This is a genomic window from Streptomyces sp. NPDC031111, from assembly GCF_055570675.1.
This window is the reverse complement of sequence record NZ_JBVIGS010000036.1, coordinates 19594-36528: the sequence shown is the minus strand read 5'-3', so window position 1 is coordinate 36528 and position 16935 is coordinate 19594. Positions and strand designations below refer to the sequence as shown.

The 16935-nt window shown below is 67.7% G+C and carries 13 protein-coding genes and 4 pseudogenes; 6 read left to right on the top strand and 11 right to left on the bottom strand.

The features are described from left to right. Positions 1 to 40: 40 nt before the first annotated feature. A pseudogene (locus ACZ470_RS38610) lies at positions 41 to 481 on the top strand (IS5 family transposase); the annotation flags it as partial. Positions 482 to 508: 27 nt separating this feature from the next. Here ACZ470_RS38610 and ACZ470_RS38605 read toward each other — a convergent pair. Beyond that, positions 509 to 823 (bottom strand): annotated as a pseudogene (locus ACZ470_RS38605) (transposase); the annotation flags it as partial. On the opposite strand from ACZ470_RS38605, the pseudogene ACZ470_RS38600 reads away from it, so the two are divergent. Continuing rightward, positions 802 to 1272, top strand: a pseudogene (locus tag ACZ470_RS38600) (transposase); the annotation flags it as partial. The pseudogenes ACZ470_RS38605 and ACZ470_RS38600 sit on opposite strands and share 22 nt — an antisense overlap. A gap of 62 nt (positions 1273 to 1334) precedes the next feature. Here the strand turns inward: ACZ470_RS38600 and ACZ470_RS38595 are convergent. Further along, positions 1335 to 1886 carry a hypothetical protein gene (locus tag ACZ470_RS38595; RefSeq protein WP_468434643.1) on the bottom strand — a complete coding sequence of 184 codons (552 nt, stop codon included), beginning with the start codon at positions 1884 to 1886 and terminating at the stop codon, positions 1335 to 1337. Between the two features lie 93 nt (positions 1887 to 1979). Between ACZ470_RS38595 and ACZ470_RS38590 the strand changes: the two genes are divergently transcribed. Next, positions 1980 to 2750 (top strand): transposase, encoded by a 771-nt coding sequence (locus ACZ470_RS38590; RefSeq protein ID WP_468434642.1) that lies wholly within the window; start codon positions 1980 to 1982, stop codon positions 2748 to 2750. A gap of 63 nt (positions 2751 to 2813) precedes the next feature. After that, positions 2814 to 2978, top strand: a pseudogene (locus tag ACZ470_RS38585) (IS5/IS1182 family transposase); the annotation flags it as partial. Positions 2979 to 3736: 758 nt separating this feature from the next. On the opposite strand, the gene ACZ470_RS38580 reads toward ACZ470_RS38585, so the two are convergent. The 8 genes from ACZ470_RS38580 to ACZ470_RS38545 form a co-directional block, all read right to left on the bottom strand. Then, the gene (locus ACZ470_RS38580) at positions 3737 to 4756 is read right to left on the bottom strand and encodes a methyltransferase (protein ID WP_468434641.1); all 1020 of its coding nucleotides are present in this window, start codon (positions 4754 to 4756) and stop codon (positions 3737 to 3739) included. 88 nt (positions 4757 to 4844) lie between these two features. Beyond that, positions 4845 to 8276 carry a DUF6192 family protein gene (locus ACZ470_RS38575; RefSeq protein WP_468434640.1) on the bottom strand — a complete coding sequence of 1144 codons (3432 nt, stop codon included), beginning with the start codon at positions 8274 to 8276 and terminating at the stop codon, positions 4845 to 4847. 154 nt (positions 8277 to 8430) lie between these two features. Beyond that, positions 8431 to 8613, bottom strand: a complete 183-nt coding sequence (locus tag ACZ470_RS38570; protein ID WP_468434639.1) for a hypothetical protein — start codon at positions 8611 to 8613, stop codon at positions 8431 to 8433. Between the two features lie 45 nt (positions 8614 to 8658). Next, a complete protein-coding gene (locus tag ACZ470_RS38565) occupies positions 8659 to 8982 on the bottom strand; it encodes a hypothetical protein (RefSeq protein WP_468434638.1) in 324 nt (107 codons plus the stop codon). A 235-nt stretch (positions 8983 to 9217) separates the two neighbouring features. Next, a complete protein-coding gene (locus tag ACZ470_RS38560) occupies positions 9218 to 9613 on the bottom strand; it encodes a hypothetical protein (RefSeq protein WP_468434637.1) in 396 nt (131 codons plus the stop codon). A 523-nt stretch (positions 9614 to 10136) separates the two neighbouring features. Further along, the gene (locus ACZ470_RS38555) at positions 10137 to 10328 is read right to left on the bottom strand and encodes a hypothetical protein (protein WP_468434636.1); all 192 of its coding nucleotides are present in this window, start codon (positions 10326 to 10328) and stop codon (positions 10137 to 10139) included. After that, on the bottom strand, positions 10325 to 10867 hold the full coding sequence (locus ACZ470_RS38550) for a phosphoenolpyruvate carboxykinase (ATP) (RefSeq protein ID WP_468434635.1): 543 nt from the start codon (positions 10865 to 10867) through the stop codon (positions 10325 to 10327). Before ACZ470_RS38550 ends, ACZ470_RS38555 begins: the two co-directional genes overlap by 4 nt. A 585-nt stretch (positions 10868 to 11452) precedes the next feature. Beyond that, positions 11453 to 12148: a lactate/malate family dehydrogenase gene (locus tag ACZ470_RS38545; protein WP_468434634.1), complete on the bottom strand. Its 696-nt coding sequence runs from the start codon at positions 12146 to 12148 to the stop codon at positions 11453 to 11455. A 181-nt stretch (positions 12149 to 12329) separates the two neighbouring features. Here ACZ470_RS38545 and ACZ470_RS38540 point away from each other — a divergent pair, with 181 nt between their 5' ends. Then, complete coding sequence (locus ACZ470_RS38540) at positions 12330 to 13259, top strand: tyrosine-type recombinase/integrase (protein WP_468434633.1); 930 nt, start codon at positions 12330 to 12332, stop codon at positions 13257 to 13259. Between the two features lie 1334 nt (positions 13260 to 14593). Further along, positions 14594 to 14920: a thiopeptide-type bacteriocin biosynthesis protein gene (locus tag ACZ470_RS38535; RefSeq protein ID WP_468434632.1), complete on the top strand. Its 327-nt coding sequence runs from the start codon at positions 14594 to 14596 to the stop codon at positions 14918 to 14920. A 192-nt stretch (positions 14921 to 15112) separates the two neighbouring features. Here the strand turns inward: ACZ470_RS38535 and asnB are convergent, their stop codons facing one another. Beyond that, positions 15113 to 16933, bottom strand: a complete 1821-nt coding sequence (gene asnB / locus ACZ470_RS38530) for an asparagine synthase (glutamine-hydrolyzing) (RefSeq protein ID WP_468434646.1) — start codon at positions 16931 to 16933, stop codon at positions 15113 to 15115. Positions 16934 to 16935: the final 2 nt, after the last annotated feature.

Here is a 16935-nt window from a genome sequence, read left to right as displayed (position 1 = left end):
GAGACCGGAGCCCCGATAGCGGAGCCACGGAAAAGGTAACGGGGACCTGACGGGCACGAATGTCTGTGGACCCGGGCAAGTACGGCTCGAAGATCCACTTGATCACCGAGCGGACCGGTCTGCCCCTGTCCGTCGGCATCCCCGGTGCCAACGTGCACGACAGCCAGGCACTGATCCCGCTGGTGAAAGGCATACCGCCAATCCGCTCCCGCCGTGGTCGCCGGGCAAGCTCCACGCCGACAAGGGCTACGACTACGACCACCTGCGGCGATGCTTACGGAAACGCGGGATCACCCACCGCATTGCCCGTAAGGGCATCGAGTCCTCGCAGCGGCTGGGCCGCCACCGGCGGACCATCGAACGCACCATGTCCTGGCTCGCCGGCTGCCGCCGCCTACACCGCCGCTACGAGCGCAAAGCCGAGCACTTCCTGGCCTTCACTAGCATCGCCTGCACCCTCATCTGCTACCGCAGACTCACCAAAAGAGATCGTGTCTTAGACCGTGTCCTATGTGGTGAGGCGGATGAGTCGCTTGTAGCAGCGCAGGGTGGCGGCGAGGCCGAGAAAGGCCAGGTAGTTGCGGGGATCGCGTTCGTAGCGAGGGCTCAAGCGGCGGTAGCCGGACAGTCACGACATGGTGCGCTCGATCACCCAGGGGTGCCGCCCTAATCGCTCGCTGGACTCGATTCCCTTGCGAGCGATGCGCACGCCGATCCGCTTCCCTCGCAGCCATCTGCGCAGGTCAGCCCGGTCGTAGGCTTTGTCGGCGTGCAGGCGCTGGGGCTTGAAGTACCGGCCGCGGTGGGGGTCGTGTCTACTTCTACTACGCCGCCTGGCGTGACGAGGGAATCCTCGCCCAGCTCAACTACGACCTGACCGGCCTGGCCCGCGTAAAGGAAGGCAGCAAGCCCCAGCCGACCGCCTCCGTCATCGACACCCAGAGCGTCAAGACCTCCACCAACGTTCCGCTGACCAGCCAGGGAACGGACGCCGCGAAGAAGATCGTGGGCCGGAAGCGGGGCATCCTGACCGACACGATCGGCCTCATCCTCGCCGTGACAGCAGCCGGCGCCGGCCTCTCCGAGAACGCCATGGCAATACGCCTCCTCGACCAGGCGAAAGAGACCTACCCGACCATCGCGAAAAGCTGGGTCGACACCGGCTTCAAAAACTCCGTCGTCGAGCACGGGGCCCGCCTCGGAATCGACGTCGAAGTCGTCAACCGCAATCCAGGGAAGCGCGGCTTCCACGTCGTGAAAAGGCGCTGGGTAAGTGCTGTCCCGCAAAGATCTTGGCTCTGAGTACGGAGCAGCCTGAAGAGCCGGTGAGGTGCTCAGCCGGTGGTTCGTGAGGTGTTCAGGGACCGGGCGTAGTCGGCGAGTGTGCGGAAGTCGTTCTCCCGTAGGCCGATCCGCGGGTTGACGTGGTGGAGGAGCCCGGGGCCTTGATGGTGGGCGGTCACGTACGTCTGATCCAGCTCGCTCTGCTCGTCGTCCACCCAGGCGAAAGGACGGCCGTCTGCGTAGTCCACCAGCGGTCCGGTCTTCCAGTGGACTCCATCAGGGCGTTCCTGGAGCAGGACGTCGCCGAAGTCCACGGAGGGAAGTTCCGGAAGGCCGAGGACCGGTGCGATCCACCGGTTGGCGTCGTCCATCCATGTGGTGGCACAGCACAGTTCGAAGCCGAGCTGGAGCAGGGTTCGTCCGTGCTCTGGGTTGAGCCAGACACGCAGGGGGCGTCGTCGGGAGGAGAGGCCCCTGTCGTCCTCATGGGCATCGTTCCGGGGGACTCTGAGTGTGGTGTAGCCGTCGGGGCGCCTCTCCGGCTTGGCCGCGTAGGGGTTGAGCGGCCCGTCCACGTCGAGGAACAGCAGTGGTCGGTTCACGGTTTCCCCCGGTCTTGCGCACTGTGGACTGCCCCGATCAGCGTAACTGTGGGATCGTCTCGGCGTTGGGCCGGTCTGGGTGATGATCATGATGTGGCGAGTGTGATCACGGCATCGGAGCCGTCCTGGATAGCCCCGTTCGCGGGGCTGAGCCCACGCAGTTTCGGCAAGCTGCTGACCACGCTGCGGCGCGATGGAGCAGATGTGGTCCACCGAGGCCGGCCGTGGAGTCTGCCGCTGGAGGACCGGGTGTTGCTGGTCACGACCTACTGGCGCACCAATCTGACGTTGCGGCAGCTCGCTCCGCTGTTCGGCGTCTCGAAGTCGACGGCCGGCCGAGTCATCAACCACCTCGGACCCCTACTCGCACTCCAGCCCCGCAAACGGTTCGCCAAGGACACCGTGCTCATCGTGGACGGCACCCTGGTCCCCACCCGCGACCACACCATCGCCGAGCGGTCGAAGAACTGCCGGTACTCCACCAACCACCAGGTCGTCATCGATGCCGACACCCGACTGGTCGTCGTGGTCGGCCGGCCGCTCGCCGGGAACCGCAACGACTGCAAGGCATGGGAGGAGTCCGGCGCCAAGGACGCCGTCGGCAACACGGTCACGATCGCCGACGGCGGCTACCCGGGCACCGGACTGGTCATCCCGCATCGCCGAGAGCGTGGCCAGAGTGACCTCCCGGACTGGAAAGAGGAACACAACAAGTCCCACAAGCAGGTCCGAGCCCGCGTCGAGCACGTCTTCGCCCGCATGAAGACCTGGAAGATCCTCCGCGACTGCCGCCTCAAAGGCGACGGCGTCCACCACGCCATGCTCGGCATCGCCCGGATGCACAACCTCGTTCTCGCTGGTTAGGCAAGCGGGCCGCACCGCTGCCACCGTGCCCTAGGCGACTTCAAGATCTTTGCGGGACAGCCCTTAGTGGAGCGGAGTATCGGCTGGATTATGATGCACCGCCGCCTCGCCCGCGACTACGAGACGCTCACGGCCAGCTCCGAGGCGATGATCCACATCGCCTCGATCGACAACCTCGCCAAGCGCATTACGGACGAGGACACACCAACCTGGCGAGGAACCTACTAGGGCATACAGGGCAATACGCCTAGATCAAATGCCCTCTGAGAGGCTCTTCTAGAACGCGATCTATACGTTTCGTAGCAGACGTGCTGATGCCTATCGCGTCGTGATCAGTTGACGGTCTGGTGAGATGTCCTTGATCCTGATCATCGAGGCGTGCGCATGGATGCTGGCGGGCTGTCGGGGATCTTGTTGTATCGGGTGGTGGTGCCTCGCCAGGCCTTGAGCTTGTCGATCAGGAGCTCGACGGTGTTCCTCCACCATTCACCCGGCCGTACGGGCGGAAGTGCCCGAGGGCCTCGAAGGGCGCCGATCATCGCGCTTCTCCGTCTCCATGGGGCGGAGCCGGCCCGTTTGGAGCGTATGCGCGCCGACCGGGACTTCGCCGGTGAGGTGCTGCGTCTGGAGCGCACGGCGGTGAGCCTGAAGCCGATTGGCAGGCTGCGCGACAAGCGTCGGGTGTCAGCGCCCCCTCGCTTCCCGAATGGCTGGCTGCACTCGGCATCCGGGCCGGCCGTCGGCCTGATCCGGACTGACCGTGCTCTTGGGTGGCGCCGAGACCCGCGTCGACGAGACCGTGGATCTGCTCACACGAGTGCCTGCCCCCAAGAAGCAGACGCGCTGGTACGGGTCGTGCAACCGCACCAGCGCGCCCTCCGGCGACCGGTCGACGCTCCCACCGCCTCGGGAGCGTCGGTCCCGAGGGATCCACGTCCGCCGGAGTCCTGGGAACACCGCGTATTGAGGGGTTTCCTGACGCTGCGTCAGGAAACCGTCGCCTCGATGATGGAGTAGGGGGACGGTGTGGCGACGATGCGGTCCATGGTGAAACCGTTCGTGCGGAGCAGTTCCGCGTACTCCTCCGCGGTGCGTTCCCGGCCCGGCAGCATGCCCAGCATGGTCAGGTCGATCATCTTCATGTGATGGGGCGCGTCACCCGGCGGGATCACGCCCTCGACCACGAGCAGCCGGGAGGCGGGACCCGCGGCGCGGCGGACCGTCCGCAGGATGCTTGCTGCGGACTCGTCGTCCCAGTCGTGCAGGATCTGACTCATCAGATAGATGTCGGCGGTCGGCACCGCCTCGAAGAAGTCGCCCCCGATGGTCTCGACACGGTCGGCCAGCCCGCGCCGCGCCATCGCCGCGGTCGCGTGCGGGACGACCTCGGGCAGGTCGAAGACGATGCCGTGCCGGTTAGGACGGGCCGCGATCAGCTCGGCCAGCAGGCTGCCGTCCGAGCCGCCGATGTCCGCCACGGTCCGGCCCGGAGGAAGGTCGTACCCGTCGAACATGCCCCGGCGCATCGAGCCCGTGAGATCCGTCATCGCTCGTGCCATCTGTTCGGCCCGTTCGGGCTTCTCGGTCAGCCATTCGAAGGCGGGCATGCCGAAGTACCGGTTCGCGCCGGGCTCTCCCGTGCGTACGGTGTGGAGCAGTTCGCCGAACGGGCCGTAATGCGTCTCCATCCACATCTCGGCGACGTTGGCGAGCGTCTGCGGGTGCGTGCGGGAGAGCAGGGCACCCAGCGGGGTGGTCTCCACGATGTCCCCGTCCGTGCGGAACAGGCCGAGCATGGCGAGCGTACGGATCAGCCTGCTCAGCGGCTGCGGCGAGGCACCGCTGCGTTCCGCCAGTTGCCCCACGCCGAGCGGGCCGTCGTCGAGCATGGTGCAGATGTCGAGCTTCGTGATGACGTACAGAGCCTGGGACACCTGGAATCCGCCCAGCAACTGTGTCATGACGAGGGAGGGGGCGGGCGCGGGGCCAGGTGCTGTCTCGGACATGCTGTTTGCCTTTCACAGATCATCGCTTGTCCTGCAAGCATCTGCGGGAGTCGTTCATGTGACGTAGATGCGGCGTATACGCGCGTACTCACTGCCGGGCGAGGAGCTGGCTCAGTTCGGCGCCGAGTTGCGACGCCCCGGGGTCGTCGGTTGCCGCGATCCGTTCCAGTGCCTGCCGGTACACGTCGTCTGCTTGCCGGGCGCAGCCGGCGCGCTGGTACGCGTCACCGAGGGCGCGCAACGTTCCGGCCTCGCGGAAGCGCGCCCCGTGCCGGCGGTAGATCTCGGCCGCTCTCCGGTAGCTGTCGGCCGCGTCGTCGACACGTTCCTGCCGCGACCGGATGAAGCCAAGCGTGTCCCAGGTGTCCGCCAGGGCGTAGGGGCTCAGGTGTGTGTCCAGGGCGAGGGCCTGGCGGGCGTGGTTGGCCGCGTCCTCCAGCCGGCCGAGCTGGGCGTACAGCCAGCTTACGGAGTTGAGCGCGCCGGCCCGCCGGGCGGGGTCGGTCCCCGGGGGGTAGAGGGCCAGGGTCTCGTGTGCCTGTTCCAAGGCGGCGGCGTGGTCACCCTGCTCGGTCAACAGGTAGCCGATCCGGGCACGCGTCGCCGCCACGTCCTCCGGGGAACCGGTCTGCGTGAAGATCGCGAGCGCGCGGCGCAGACGGGCGCAGGCCGCCTCGTAACGGCCCATGTTCGCGTCGGCCAGGGCCAGACCCCACAGCGCGCGGCCTTCGGCCGCCGGGTCACCGCTGCGGACGGCGGCGGCCAGGCCCGTTTGCTGAGACACCTGCAAGTGGTGCCACATTCCTTGCCGGTTGAGATGGTCGCGGAGTAGCGCGGCGAGCTGCCAGGCGTGCCGGTCGAACCGTTCTCGGTCGGCCAGGTCGAGGGCTGCCAGCAGGACGGCGCACTCGCTCTCGTACCACGCCACGGGCTCGAGGTCCTCGCAGATCACGCCGTCCATGGGGCGCTCGGGCACGGCCTGGTGCCGGACCGCGAACAGCCGGTGGGCCGCCTTGCGCGTCGTGTGGACGTAGTGGTCGAGCAGGCGGTGGACGACCGCTCGCCGCTCCCGCGCGTCGTCCCGGTCGCGGACCCGGTCATGCCCGAACGCCCGGACGAGGTCGTGCATCGTGTACCGGCCCGGCCGCTCCTCGACGAGCAGGGCGGCCGCGGTCAGCCCGTCGAGGAGCATCCGTGTCTCGGTCCTGGTACGCGCCAGCATGCTCGCGGCGGCATCGACGCTCAAGCTGGGACCCGGATGCAGGCACAGCCGCCGGAATGCCTGCGCGGTGCGTGCGCCGAGCGCGCGGTAGGACCAGGACAGCACGGCGCTCACGTCGACCGACGCGTCGGGGGTCCGGAACGCGGCCAGGGTGCCGTGCGTGGTGTTCAGTTCGTCGGCCAGCGCGCCAAGTGGAAGGTGCGCGGCGGTCACCGCGCGGGCGGCCACGACGGCCAGGGCCAGCGGCAGCCGTCCGCTGCGCTCGACGATGTCACGAGTGGCCCGGGGTTCGGCCCGGACGCGGCCCGGGCCGACCCGGGCGGCGAACAGCGCGACCGCCTCGCTGTGCTCAGGTGGCAGCAGCGTCAGCAGCCGGGCGCCGTCACGCACGAGCAGTCCGCTCAGCGGTCCCCTGCTGGTCACGATCACCAGGCACTGTCCGGCGCCGGGCAGGAGTTCCCGGACCTGGTCCGCGGTAGCGGCGTTGTCCAACAGGATGATCATTCGGCGGTTGGCGACGAGACTGCGGAAGAGGCCGGCGCGGACCCCGGGATGGTCCGGCACGTCGGTGGCGGGCACCCCGAGCGCCTGCAGAAATCCGCCGAGGACCTCGGCGGGTGCGACGGGATCGCGGCCGGGCCCGTATCCGCGCAGATCGGCGTAGAGCTGCCCGTCGGCGTAGTCCGGTGCGACCCGATGGGCCCAGCGCAGCGCCAGCGTGGTCTTGCCCACACCGCCCATCCCCGCGATCACGGCGATCACCGGCCCCGGCCCGTCGGCGGCTCGCAGGGCGTCGGCGCGCTGCAACGCCTCGTCGCGGCCGACGAACACAGCCGGTGACGCAGGCAGCAGGGCCGGACGGCCGACGGGTGGGGAGGCAGAGCCCGCCAGGTCCGCATCGCCCCGGACCAGTCGCAGGTAGCACTGCTGCAGCTCCGGACCGGGGTCGACGCCCAGTTCATCCGTGAGCAGCTGGCGGCACTGATGATACGTGGCGATCGCGTCGGCCTGGCGCCCGCAGCGGTACAGGGCGGTCATGAGCAGTTGCCGCAGATGTTCGTCCAGCGGATGGGCGAGGACCAGGGAGTGCAGTTCCGGCAACACCGCGTGGTGGCGGTCCAGTTCCAGATCGAGTGCGAGACGGGCGGTGAGCGCCGACTGCTGCCGCTGGGCCAGCGCCGTACGGTGGCGCTCCGCGCCGGGCCCGCCTACGTCGGCGAGCGCCGGGCCGCGCCACAGTGCCAGCGCCTCGCGTAGCCGATCGGCGGCGGCCGCCCGGTCGCCGGCCGTCCGCGCTCGGTCCGCGTCCGCCACGAGCCGTTCGAAGACCTGCAGGTCGAGCACATCTGCGGCGATCTCGGCAAAGTAACCGCCGGAGGACGAGCGGATCGTGAGTCCGGCCGCCGGGTCGGATCCCAGCGTCCGGCGCAGCTGGTGCACGTACGACCGGATGACCCCTACCGCGCTGGGCGGGGCCTCCTCACCCCACAGCTCATCGGCCAGCTCCCGGGTCGAGGCCAGAGTGCCGCGGCGCAGGACGAGCGCGCTCAGCAGGGCACGCCGCTGGGGTGGCCCTGCGGACACCTCCGTCTCTCCACGCCTGAGGAGAAACGGGCCGAGCACACCGACGCGCAGACGCTCGCTCATCATCACTCCCCGGAAGGCAGCCTGGTGGCAGCGTTCCGTGAGGATATAGCGGGCCTTGCGCATCGGTTGCGGCGGGCGGGCGGACCCCGGGCCCGCCGTCCTGCCCACCGACGGTCCGGCGACGCACTCGGAGCGGGCCGTGTCATCGCTGGCGGCTCGGAAGGCGACGTGGGGGCGGCGCAGGAAGTCGGTGGCCACGCGCGCGGTGACTTGGTCGTCTGTAGCCAGGTCGTGACTGGCCTCGACCTTCTCTTGCGGGGTCTGCGGACTGTTGACCCGCCAGTCGGCCGCGTCCTGCGTCCAACGCGGCACTGTGTAGCGCGGATGCGGCGGTGGCTCCTTGATCCGGTCGAAGCGGTCATCGCGCTTCTCCAGGATCCGGTGATCTCGAAGGCGACGCAGGGCGGTGTCCACGTTGAAGTCGGCGAGTGCCTTCTCCGTCTCCTTGAGCACGCCCGGCATCGTGTACGTCCGCCACTCCTGAATAAGGCCCTGCTGCCGCCACTCCTCGTCCGGGATCGGGCCAGCGGCGGCGCGGCGAGCCCGGTGGTGATCGGTGGGGCGGCCGCCCGCGGTGCGGCAGGCGCGTCCCGCGACCGTCTTGCAAGTGGGGCACTCGAGGCGGCGGATCCAGGAGCGTACGAGATCCATTTCCTGATCGGACCGGAGGTCCGTCGCCACTCGCCGCCCCACGGGATGCTCTGCGGTTCGTTTTCCGCGTCCATTGGCCACCTGGGTCCGGGTGGTGTGCCGTCTCCCGTGCCGTGAAGCTGACCGTACCTGTGGTGACGACCCTTATGGGCCGTCACCGGTCGATCGTGAGAATCCCATCCAAGCCGCTCTCGGAGAGGATCTGTTGCACCATGTCGTCGAGGGTGCTGGCCGCGTCGATGACAGCCTCCAGGCCGTTGGGCAGCAGGTCCTTCTCTCGGTACCACACGCGTAGGTAGCCCTCGTTGACGTGCGCAAGGTACTCGGCGTCTGGCATCGACCACAGGGTGCCTTCGGGCGTCTCCTCGCGGCGCGCCAGGCCCTACGTCAGGTAGAGCTCGGACAGGTCCCGCACGGTCCGGGGCACCGGGTAGCCGACGGCCGTGAGCATGACGCCGAACTTCTCCCAGCGGTTCGCCTCGTTCGCTTCACGCCCCTCTGGCGCCTCCTCGTAATCCCACTCCTCATCCGGCCAGGAGAAGGTGAGCGCGCCGTCGAGGTCGCCGCCGATCCCAGTGGCCGTCGAAGGTCTCCCGCAGCAGGTCGTCCAGGGAGCCGGTGAAAGCCAGGCTGGCTCGCTGTTCCGATCAACATGGTCAGCGGGAAGTCCTGCCGGGGCAGGACGTGGTCCCAGCCCGATGCCCACCAGTAGTTGTGCATCGCCGGGTCCCGGCGTGGTCCGGGCACCGATGGGTTCTCAGTCATCCTCAGCTCTTCCTCGAAAAACGGTCAAACGCTCGCAGACGCACCGTGGTTGCGAAGCGTTGTCACACGCGCCCGACCCAGGCTTGATGGTGGGAGGCGACGTGCAGGCCCTCGCGCAGGCGGCCGCGCAGGACGCCAACGCGTGTCCTGCCCTCCACGACCTGCAGCCCGTTGTCTCATGGGTCCAGGAGGCGTCGGGCGATCAGGAGTGGCGGGCGTAGCCACCTCCCGTGCTCTTCCCAGTGCCGACCCACCTCGGGGCGGCGAACCTTGACCCAGTGCACCGGGTTCTCGGCGTAGATCTCGATACAGCCGGCATCGGACGCTCCGGTCGGCATCTTGACGAAGTCCGCGGCCGGGATCGTCTCCAGCCGCCACGTGACGTCGCGCAGGTCGATGCCGCCGTAGTCGCGTACGAAGTGGGCGTTGTCGCCGTGGTCGAAGAGGAACTGTTCGAGGACGTCGTCGGGCCAGTCCAGGGATGCCAGTGCAGGGTCGACGCGGAAGCGGTCATAGCTGAGGCCGCCGTCTTGGCGGCGTGCCATCAGCGGGCTGAGGTCGCTCAACTTCATGCCGCCAGGTGTACCGCAGGTTCCCGGTCGGCTTCCCCTGCGCCGGTTCAACCAGTGCTGGAAGACGTGACGCTGAGGTGGTGGGGTCGTCGGATCGGCACTCCGGTGTGATGCCATGGGCCCGAACAGCCGCGGCATCGCACTGGAGTGCGTGTAGCCGCTGCGGCCCGTGGATGCTGGCGGCTCCACTACGGTCCCCTCATGAGCGATCCCTTCGCCCGGGGCGAGGACCATCCGGCGTGCGGAATCTGCCCGTCGACGCGGCTGCCGCGTGAGGCGTTCGTGGTCTACGACCGGCCGTCCTGGGAGTGCCCGTTCAGTCCCGAGGACGGCTACCAGTACACCGCCGATGGGGCTCCGGCGTGCGTGCATCCGCACAAGGTGGGGCTGATCCGGAACGGATCGCGCCCCCGCCGAAGCCCGTCGACGTCGCGGCGGAGGTTACGCCGCGGCGGTGGAGAGGATGGCGGCCTTCCTTCGCCGGTCTGCTGGGCTGCGGATAGGCCGGCGGTGATGGCTCGGTTCACAGGTCGGCCGCAAGTTTGGCGAGGAAGTCGGCGTTGGCCTGGGTGTCGTGGTTCAGCACGACCTGGTGGTGAGGAAGGACGGCGCGCCGGTCGGCGACGGTCGCGCGTGCGACGTCGCTGCCGCCGCCGTTGATGCCGTGAGCGAGGCCGAAGTGGTCGGGATATCGGTCCGCGGTACTGCCGTTCATGAAGTCGTCTTCGCCAAGGGCCCGGTCGCCGTCGACCACGGCCGGGATGGAGGCGGGGTCGATGCGAGGGAAGAGCAGTGCCGCAGGGTGTCCCCCGTCGCGAGTTCCATGCCGAACCAGGCGGCGAACTGGTCGGGGAAGACCTGCACCTTCATCTCCCGTTTGCCGCCCGGCTCCCACAGCGGCTCGCGGCGGCCGGCCAGGAGAGCAGCGGTGACGTCCTGGTGCTGCGTGGGGTGGAGTTGCTCGCCCGCCTGGAGCCGGTCGCGGACGACGTCGTACAGGCCCAGCGCATCGAGCAGGCCCAGCCCGATGGCGGCCGCCGACGGCCAGGGCAGGACGCGCAGCTCGTCACCGACGAACTTCATGAACACCCGGTCGTTCGCGAGCAGCTGCGCGCCGCGGCTGGCGAGCAGCAGGGCGGTGGTGGTCTCGCCCGCGCCCTTGGAGCTGAAGGCGAGCAGGATCTGGCCGTCGCGGACGCCGGCGGAGGCGTGCAGGAGCGTCCATCCGTCGCGCAGCAGGGACGCACGGATCATCTCCCGCGCAATCCGCGCGGCGGCCAGCGCCAGCGGCTGCGCCGTGCGGCCGCAGACGGTGACGTGGCCTGCCGAGCTGTTCGGAGCGGTAGGCGAGTCCTTCGTCCGGGGAGACGCCAGTGATGGTGCCTGTGCTGTCCCGGGCGAGCAGCAGGCGGGCCTTGGCGTAGGTGACCTCGTCATGGAGGCAGGAGCGCACCAGCGCGGCAAGGTCCATGTACGCCTTCTTGTCGACGTCGGCCGTAACCAGCGGCCCGGCGCAGACACTGCTCGCGGGCACGTCGAAGGCGTTCAACCACGATCCGAAGTACCGGCGGGCCCAGTCGGTGACGAAGGCGGTTGCTGAGCACGGTCACGCTCGCGTCCGCGGCCTGCAGCCGGGTGGCGGTGGGGGTACTCACGTCGTCTCCAGAAGGGTCGAGGAGGGGGCAGGACAGCCGAGCGCCCGGTAGGCGCCTCGGAGCTTGGTGATGGTGGCGGCCAGCTGTGCGTCTTCGTCCGCATCCAGGGCAGGCAAGCACGCTACGGGCCGACCAGAGGTGAAGCGCAACGGAATTCCGAGCCAGTCGCCGCGGTGTTCGCAGGTCAGTTCCTTGGTCCCGCCGACCAGGCCCACGGCCTTGCACAGGGCCGACAGCACAGCGCCGGCGGGGCCGGCCGACCCCGGCGCTGATCCGCCCGGGGCGGGTACGTAGTTCCGCGCGTACCTCCGCAAGGGGGATATCGGCGGGATGTGCCGTTGACGGTGGTCGACGATGCGCACACCACGGCGCCGTCGCCGTGTTCACCAATGACGTGTTCCTGTACCGCGTCCGCGGGCACGTTGAGGAAGCGGGCGAGGGTGGGCCGGTAGCGGGCGGAGTCGAGGTTGGAGCCGATGCCGTGGACGCGCGGGCAGCCGGAGGCTTCGGCGAACAGGCGGGTCATCAGGTCGACGGGATTGGTGACCACCAGGACGTTGCCCTGGTGGCCGCGCAGGCTGGTGGCGAGCGCACGGATGGCGGGGGCGTTCGCTGCCGCGCCGGCCATGCGTACATCGGCGGTGTGCGTGTTGGTGAAGGCGGCTCGCACGGCGACGACGACGGCCGTGCAGTCAGCCATGCTCTCCACGTCGCAGGCTTCGGGGTGGGCCGGCGAGGCCGTGGCGTGGCGCATGTCCTCGAGGTCGGCGGCGAGGGCCGCCGCCTCGTCCAGGACGCGGGAGGCGATGAGCAGCCGACCGGGCAAGGCGGAGGCCACCAGGGCGGTGGACACGGCCTGCTGGTCGACGGACGCGGTCAAGGCGTGGCACGCCGACGCACCCGTGCCGTACTGCTGGACGTACGACTCGGTGCCCGGCGCGGGCGACTGGGCTGGAACCTCCCGACATGTTGACCGGACTAGCGGGGGCGACAGCGCGTGTCGTGGACGGTCCGTCGTGCCGCATCGGTAGGAATTTACGCGACCCGAGTGGAGGGTGGGCGTGGCACTACCGAACGATGTGGAGCGCGATGTCGAGGCGATCCGGCTGCCACGGTGGGGCCGAGTGGTTCAGGTGGGCGGCGTCGTGCCGTACGAGGTACAGGACCCCGACGGGCAACCGATCGAACCGGTGCGCCGGGACCTACGTGACTTCGTCGCCCACGGCCGCCGTGTCAGAAGCGTCCGGAGCTACGCCTACGACCTGTTGCGGTGGTGGCGGTGGCTCCAGGTCGTCGACGTCGAGTGGGACAAGGTGACCTCGGCAGAGGTGCGCGAATTCGTCCTATGGCTGCAACGGACCACGAAACCGCGCGACACCCCCAGGAAGAAGACGGCTGCCACCGCCGGCACCATCAACCCAATCACACGCAAGCAGCACCCGAGAGACCAGTACGCCGCCCGAACGATCCGCCACAGCAACGCGGTGATCCACAGCTTCTACGATTTCTGGATCGAGCGCGGGGCCGGGCCGCTGGTCAACCCGGTGCCACAGGAACGCCGTGGAGGCCGGCGGCCGAACGCGCACTACAACCCGCTGGAGCCGTTCCGGCCCGAAGGCCAGCTGCGCTACAACCCGCCCCTGCCCAAACGCCGTCCGCGAGCGATGCCCGATGAGCAGTGGGACGCCTCGTTCGCGGCCCTGCGCTCAGACCGGGATCGGGCCCTGGCCTCCCTGGTCATCAGCAACGCCAGCCGCGCCGCCGAAGTCCTCGGCATCCGCTGCGGCGACCTCGACTGGGGTGACCAGCTTGTCCGTGTCCACCGCAAGGGAACCGGAGCCGAACAGTGGCTGCCAACCAACAATGACGCCTTCGTATGGCTTCGGCTCTACCTCGACCGCATCGGCGCTGGTGCCGAGCGACCTCATCTGGACCCTGCGGCGACGGCGCCGCGGCGAAGGGCCACCGGCCTGGCAGCCACTGAACTATGACGCTCTCCGGGCCGTCCTGCGCCGGGTCAACGATGCCCTCGGCACGAACTTTCGCTCCGCGACATCCAGACCATCCTCGGCCACGCCCACCTATCGACCACCCAGCTCTACCTCGAAGAGGAACCCGAGGAAGTCATCCGCCGAGTGCACCAGCACCTGTTGGACCTCAAGAAGCAAACCGAACAACCCGCCCTCAAGCCCGTCCCGACCCCGGCCCACGGTTACAACGCCGCGGACCTGGCCGTGCTCTTCGGAGAAGTACCGCGATGACCACCACAACCAGCACGCCCGCCCAGCCCTCGCCAGTGAAACCCTTCCCCTGCCTTCATCGGAGCCCAGCAAACGGGTCCGGTCCGCCGTCGCATCGGACCCATCGACGCCCTGCCCGGTCGCGAGGTGTTCCAGGAGCTGTCCCAGCTGCGAACCTGGGCCGACCTCCCCGCTGCCGAGGTACGCGCGAGACTGCGCGCCGCCGAACGCATACTGGATTGGCTGGCTCAGTAACCCGGCGAGGGGTGGCAGAAACCCAGGCGACGATCGTGCCGCGGCGCCACATCGGTCCGTCGACGTCTTTATCGGGCTCGGGGAAGTACCCGGGCCGGTCGCGGAAGTAGGCGTCGATGGTGGAGGTACGGGTGCAGCCCAGGAGCTGGGCCACCTCCCGCTTGGTCAGCAGTTCGTCCTGGTCGGCCTCGAGCCTGTCCACGCTCCTGACCCAGGCAGACCACGCTACACACCCGACGATGCAGGTGAGCATCGAACGACAACCAGACAGCACCGTACGAATCGAGATCACACGGGACCACGCCAACCCCCTGCAACCGAGGACCTTCACCGTGCTGATGCGTCGCGCGCCAAGCGCAGGGTCGCGACCGTGATCATCCTCCTGCGCCGACGCCGGTCGGGATGTCGTTGTGGCTTCGCAGACCTCTTGTCGCCAGATGCGACGGGTACCAGGTCTCAGTGGCGGGCGTTGAGGAGGATTCCCACGGCTCCCAGGGTGGCCGACCAGCGCGCGAAGACCGCCCCGGCCTCTTCGAAGGTGCCGCAGGCACCGCCCTCGCGCTGCACTCCTTCCACACCGAACTTCGTCCGCGTTCGGGTGGGACACCTGCTTCCTGACCAACCAGCCGAAGAGAAGGAGGTACATGGCAGCGGACGAATGCCGCAGCGCCGCATCCGGTTCGCCGACTGGAGCAGTGCGGAGGCCACCGCCGTGGAGCATCTGCTCCCGGTGCTGATCGCCCAGGAGTCGGAACTGGCCCGGTGGTCCTTCCTGCGGATGTACCCGTGGCGGTTGCGGTGCCGCCCCGCGGGCCCGGACTCCGCGGGCCATGGACGCTGCCCTGGACGAGCTGGTCGATGCCAGCGTCCTCGCCTCCTGGACGGTCGGCATCTACGAACCGGAAGAGACGGCCTTCGGCGGACCGACCGCCATGAAGATCGCGCAGACCCTTTTCCACTACGACAGCCGTCACCTGCTGGACGAGGCGGCCCGCCAGCAGGCAGTCAGCGGCCCCCAGCACGGCCGCCGCGAGCTGGCGGTCCTCCCGCTCAGCGTGGCGATGCGCGCGAGGGCTCGACTGTTACGAGCAGGGCGACGTGTGGGCGAGGATCGCCGCCGAACCCCCTTCTGGCGGAGCCAGGAGCAGCCCCCGTAGTCCGCCTGAAACAAGATCACCGAACTCTACGAAAACTCGGGGCAGCTCAACCCCACCACCCGATCAGCGGCCCAGCTGAAAGAGCTCCGTCATGACAACACCAGGGCCCGGCTCAGCGAATTCCTACGGCCCGTGTACGGGGGACCCAGGTAACCATCAGCGGCGAGAATCTGGGCTTCGCGATCGCTTCTTTCACCCCACCAGAGAGATGCTGTACGCGCGCATCCAACGATCGACTTCGACTATCGGCAGTACGAGCCGCAGTCTCTCGGCAGGAGTCATGAGCCCTCGTGTGCCTGCTGCCAGATTTCGCACCTTGTCAACGTCAAGGAGGGAAGAGAGTGGAGAGTCTTTGTCATCCAGGACTTGATCGACAGATTTCTTTACTACTTTGGCGTGCTCTTCCGTGAGGAAGACCGGGTAAGCACTCTTGCGTCGCGCCAGAACTTCCTTCGGGAGTAGGTCAGACACGGCCGAGCGCAAGAGACTCTTTTCTCTGCCGTTCACAGTCTTCAGGTCCCAGGGTGTATTCCATACGTACTGCAGCAGCCTGTGATCACAGAATGGCACTCTCACCTCCAGGCCGACGGCCATGCTCATCCGGTCTTTACGCTCCAGTAGCCACTGCAACGGCCCTTGAAGATTGAGGAACAAAACTTCACGCATCCGCGCCCGCAATCCGCTTTCTCCTGCGAGTCTTGGCACTTGCGCCCGCAGAGTGGCAAAGCGGTCGCGTTCATCCTCGTCCGGCCGGATTCGCGATATCACATCAGGTGCCAGGCATTCGGTCAAACGGGGACCTTTCCCCATCCATGGGAACGTGTCACCCCAGACAGCACTTTCGTCGAAGTACCATGGATAACCGCCGAAAACCTCGTCTGCCCCCTCACCTGAAAGCGCGACAGTGGAATGTTTACTTGCTTCCCGGAAGAGGAGGTAAAGCGATGCGTCGAACTGACCCAGGCTGGGCATATCACGCGCTTCCAGCGTAGCCGGCACCGCAGCCGACAAGGATTCCTCGTCGAGAAGGACGGTGCTGAGATCCACCCCTAGATGTGCGGCGGTGGCAACGGCGAACGGTGAATCGCGCTCTGGCCGCAGCGCGGTAGCATGAAATTCGTCCTCGGCTCCATAGAAGTCTACGGCGAGAGAGCGGATCCCCTCCGGAGTTTGTGCCGCAGCCAAGGCTGTGATCGCAGACGAGTCCAAGCCGCCTGACAGAAGAGTGCAAAGCGGAACGTCAGCCGTCAACTGTTCGTTGACTATGGATTCCAACATTCCACGCACATTGCTGACCGTTGCATTGTAGTCATCGCGATGCTCGTGACTCGTGAGGCTCCAGTACATTTCCTCACGCACTCCCGATCTTGTCGCACGCAGGATGCTTCCCGGCTGCACTTGCCGTAGCCCGAGGTACGGGGTCTCCCACGCCATGGATAAACGCGGATTGAAGAGGACAGGTAAACTGGATTCACTGATACGCGCCGAAAAGAGCGGGTTGGCCAGCACCGCCTTGGGCTCCGAGGCGAATATGACGCCACCGCCGTATTCGTAATAGTAGAGGGGCTTCACGCCGAGTCGGTCTCGCACCAATAGGAGCTCTTGGCTGCTCGCGTCCCATATCGCGAAGGCGTACATGCCCGTCAATCGTTCAGCGAAGGCTGTACCCCATTCCAGATAGGCGTGAAGGACAACTTCGGTATCCGACTTCGTCGTGAAGTGGTGGCCTCGAACCGATAGCTGCGAGCGGAGTTCGCGGTAGTTGTAGACTTCGCCACTATAGGAGAGCACGACTGTGGATTCGACGGTTTCTCGATTTGCAGTCATCGGCTGCTTACCTCCTTCCAGGTCGATGACCGCCAGACGTCGGTGCCCTAGAGCCGCCCTGGGTGAGAGCCAATGCCCGCTTGCATCCGGTCCACGACGCCTGAGCGTCGCCGTCATGGCTTCGACCGTCTCCCTTTCGAGAGTGAGGTCTCGCGTAAAGTCGATCCAGCCGGTTATGCCACACATTG

Bases quoted from the DNA above. Each gene is read 5' to 3' on its own strand.
- ACZ470_RS38580 (WP_468434641.1), bottom strand. From the start codon at position 4,756: ATGTCCGAGACAGCACCTGGCCCCGCGCCCGCCCCCTCCCTCGTCATG.
- ACZ470_RS38575 (WP_468434640.1), bottom strand. From the start codon at position 8,276: ATGGATCTCGTACGCTCCTGGATCCGCCGCCTCGAGTGCCCCACTTGC.
- ACZ470_RS38570 (WP_468434639.1), bottom strand. From the start codon at position 8,613: ATGCCAGACGCCGAGTACCTTGCGCACGTCAACGAGGGCTACCTACGC.
- ACZ470_RS38560 (WP_468434637.1), bottom strand. From the start codon at position 9,613: ATGAAGTTGAGCGACCTCAGCCCGCTGATGGCACGCCGCCAAGACGGC.
- ACZ470_RS38555 (WP_468434636.1), bottom strand. From the start codon at position 10,328: ATGAACGGCAGTACCGCGGACCGATATCCCGACCACTTCGGCCTCGCT.
- ACZ470_RS38550 (WP_468434635.1), bottom strand. From the start codon at position 10,867: ATGATCCGTGCGTCCCTGCTGCGCGACGGATGGACGCTCCTGCACGCC.
- ACZ470_RS38535 (WP_468434632.1), top strand. From the start codon at position 14,594: ATGGACGCTGCCCTGGACGAGCTGGTCGATGCCAGCGTCCTCGCCTCC.
- asnB (WP_468434646.1), bottom strand. From the start codon at position 16,933: ATGTGTGGCATAACCGGCTGGATCGACTTTACGCGAGACCTCACTCTC.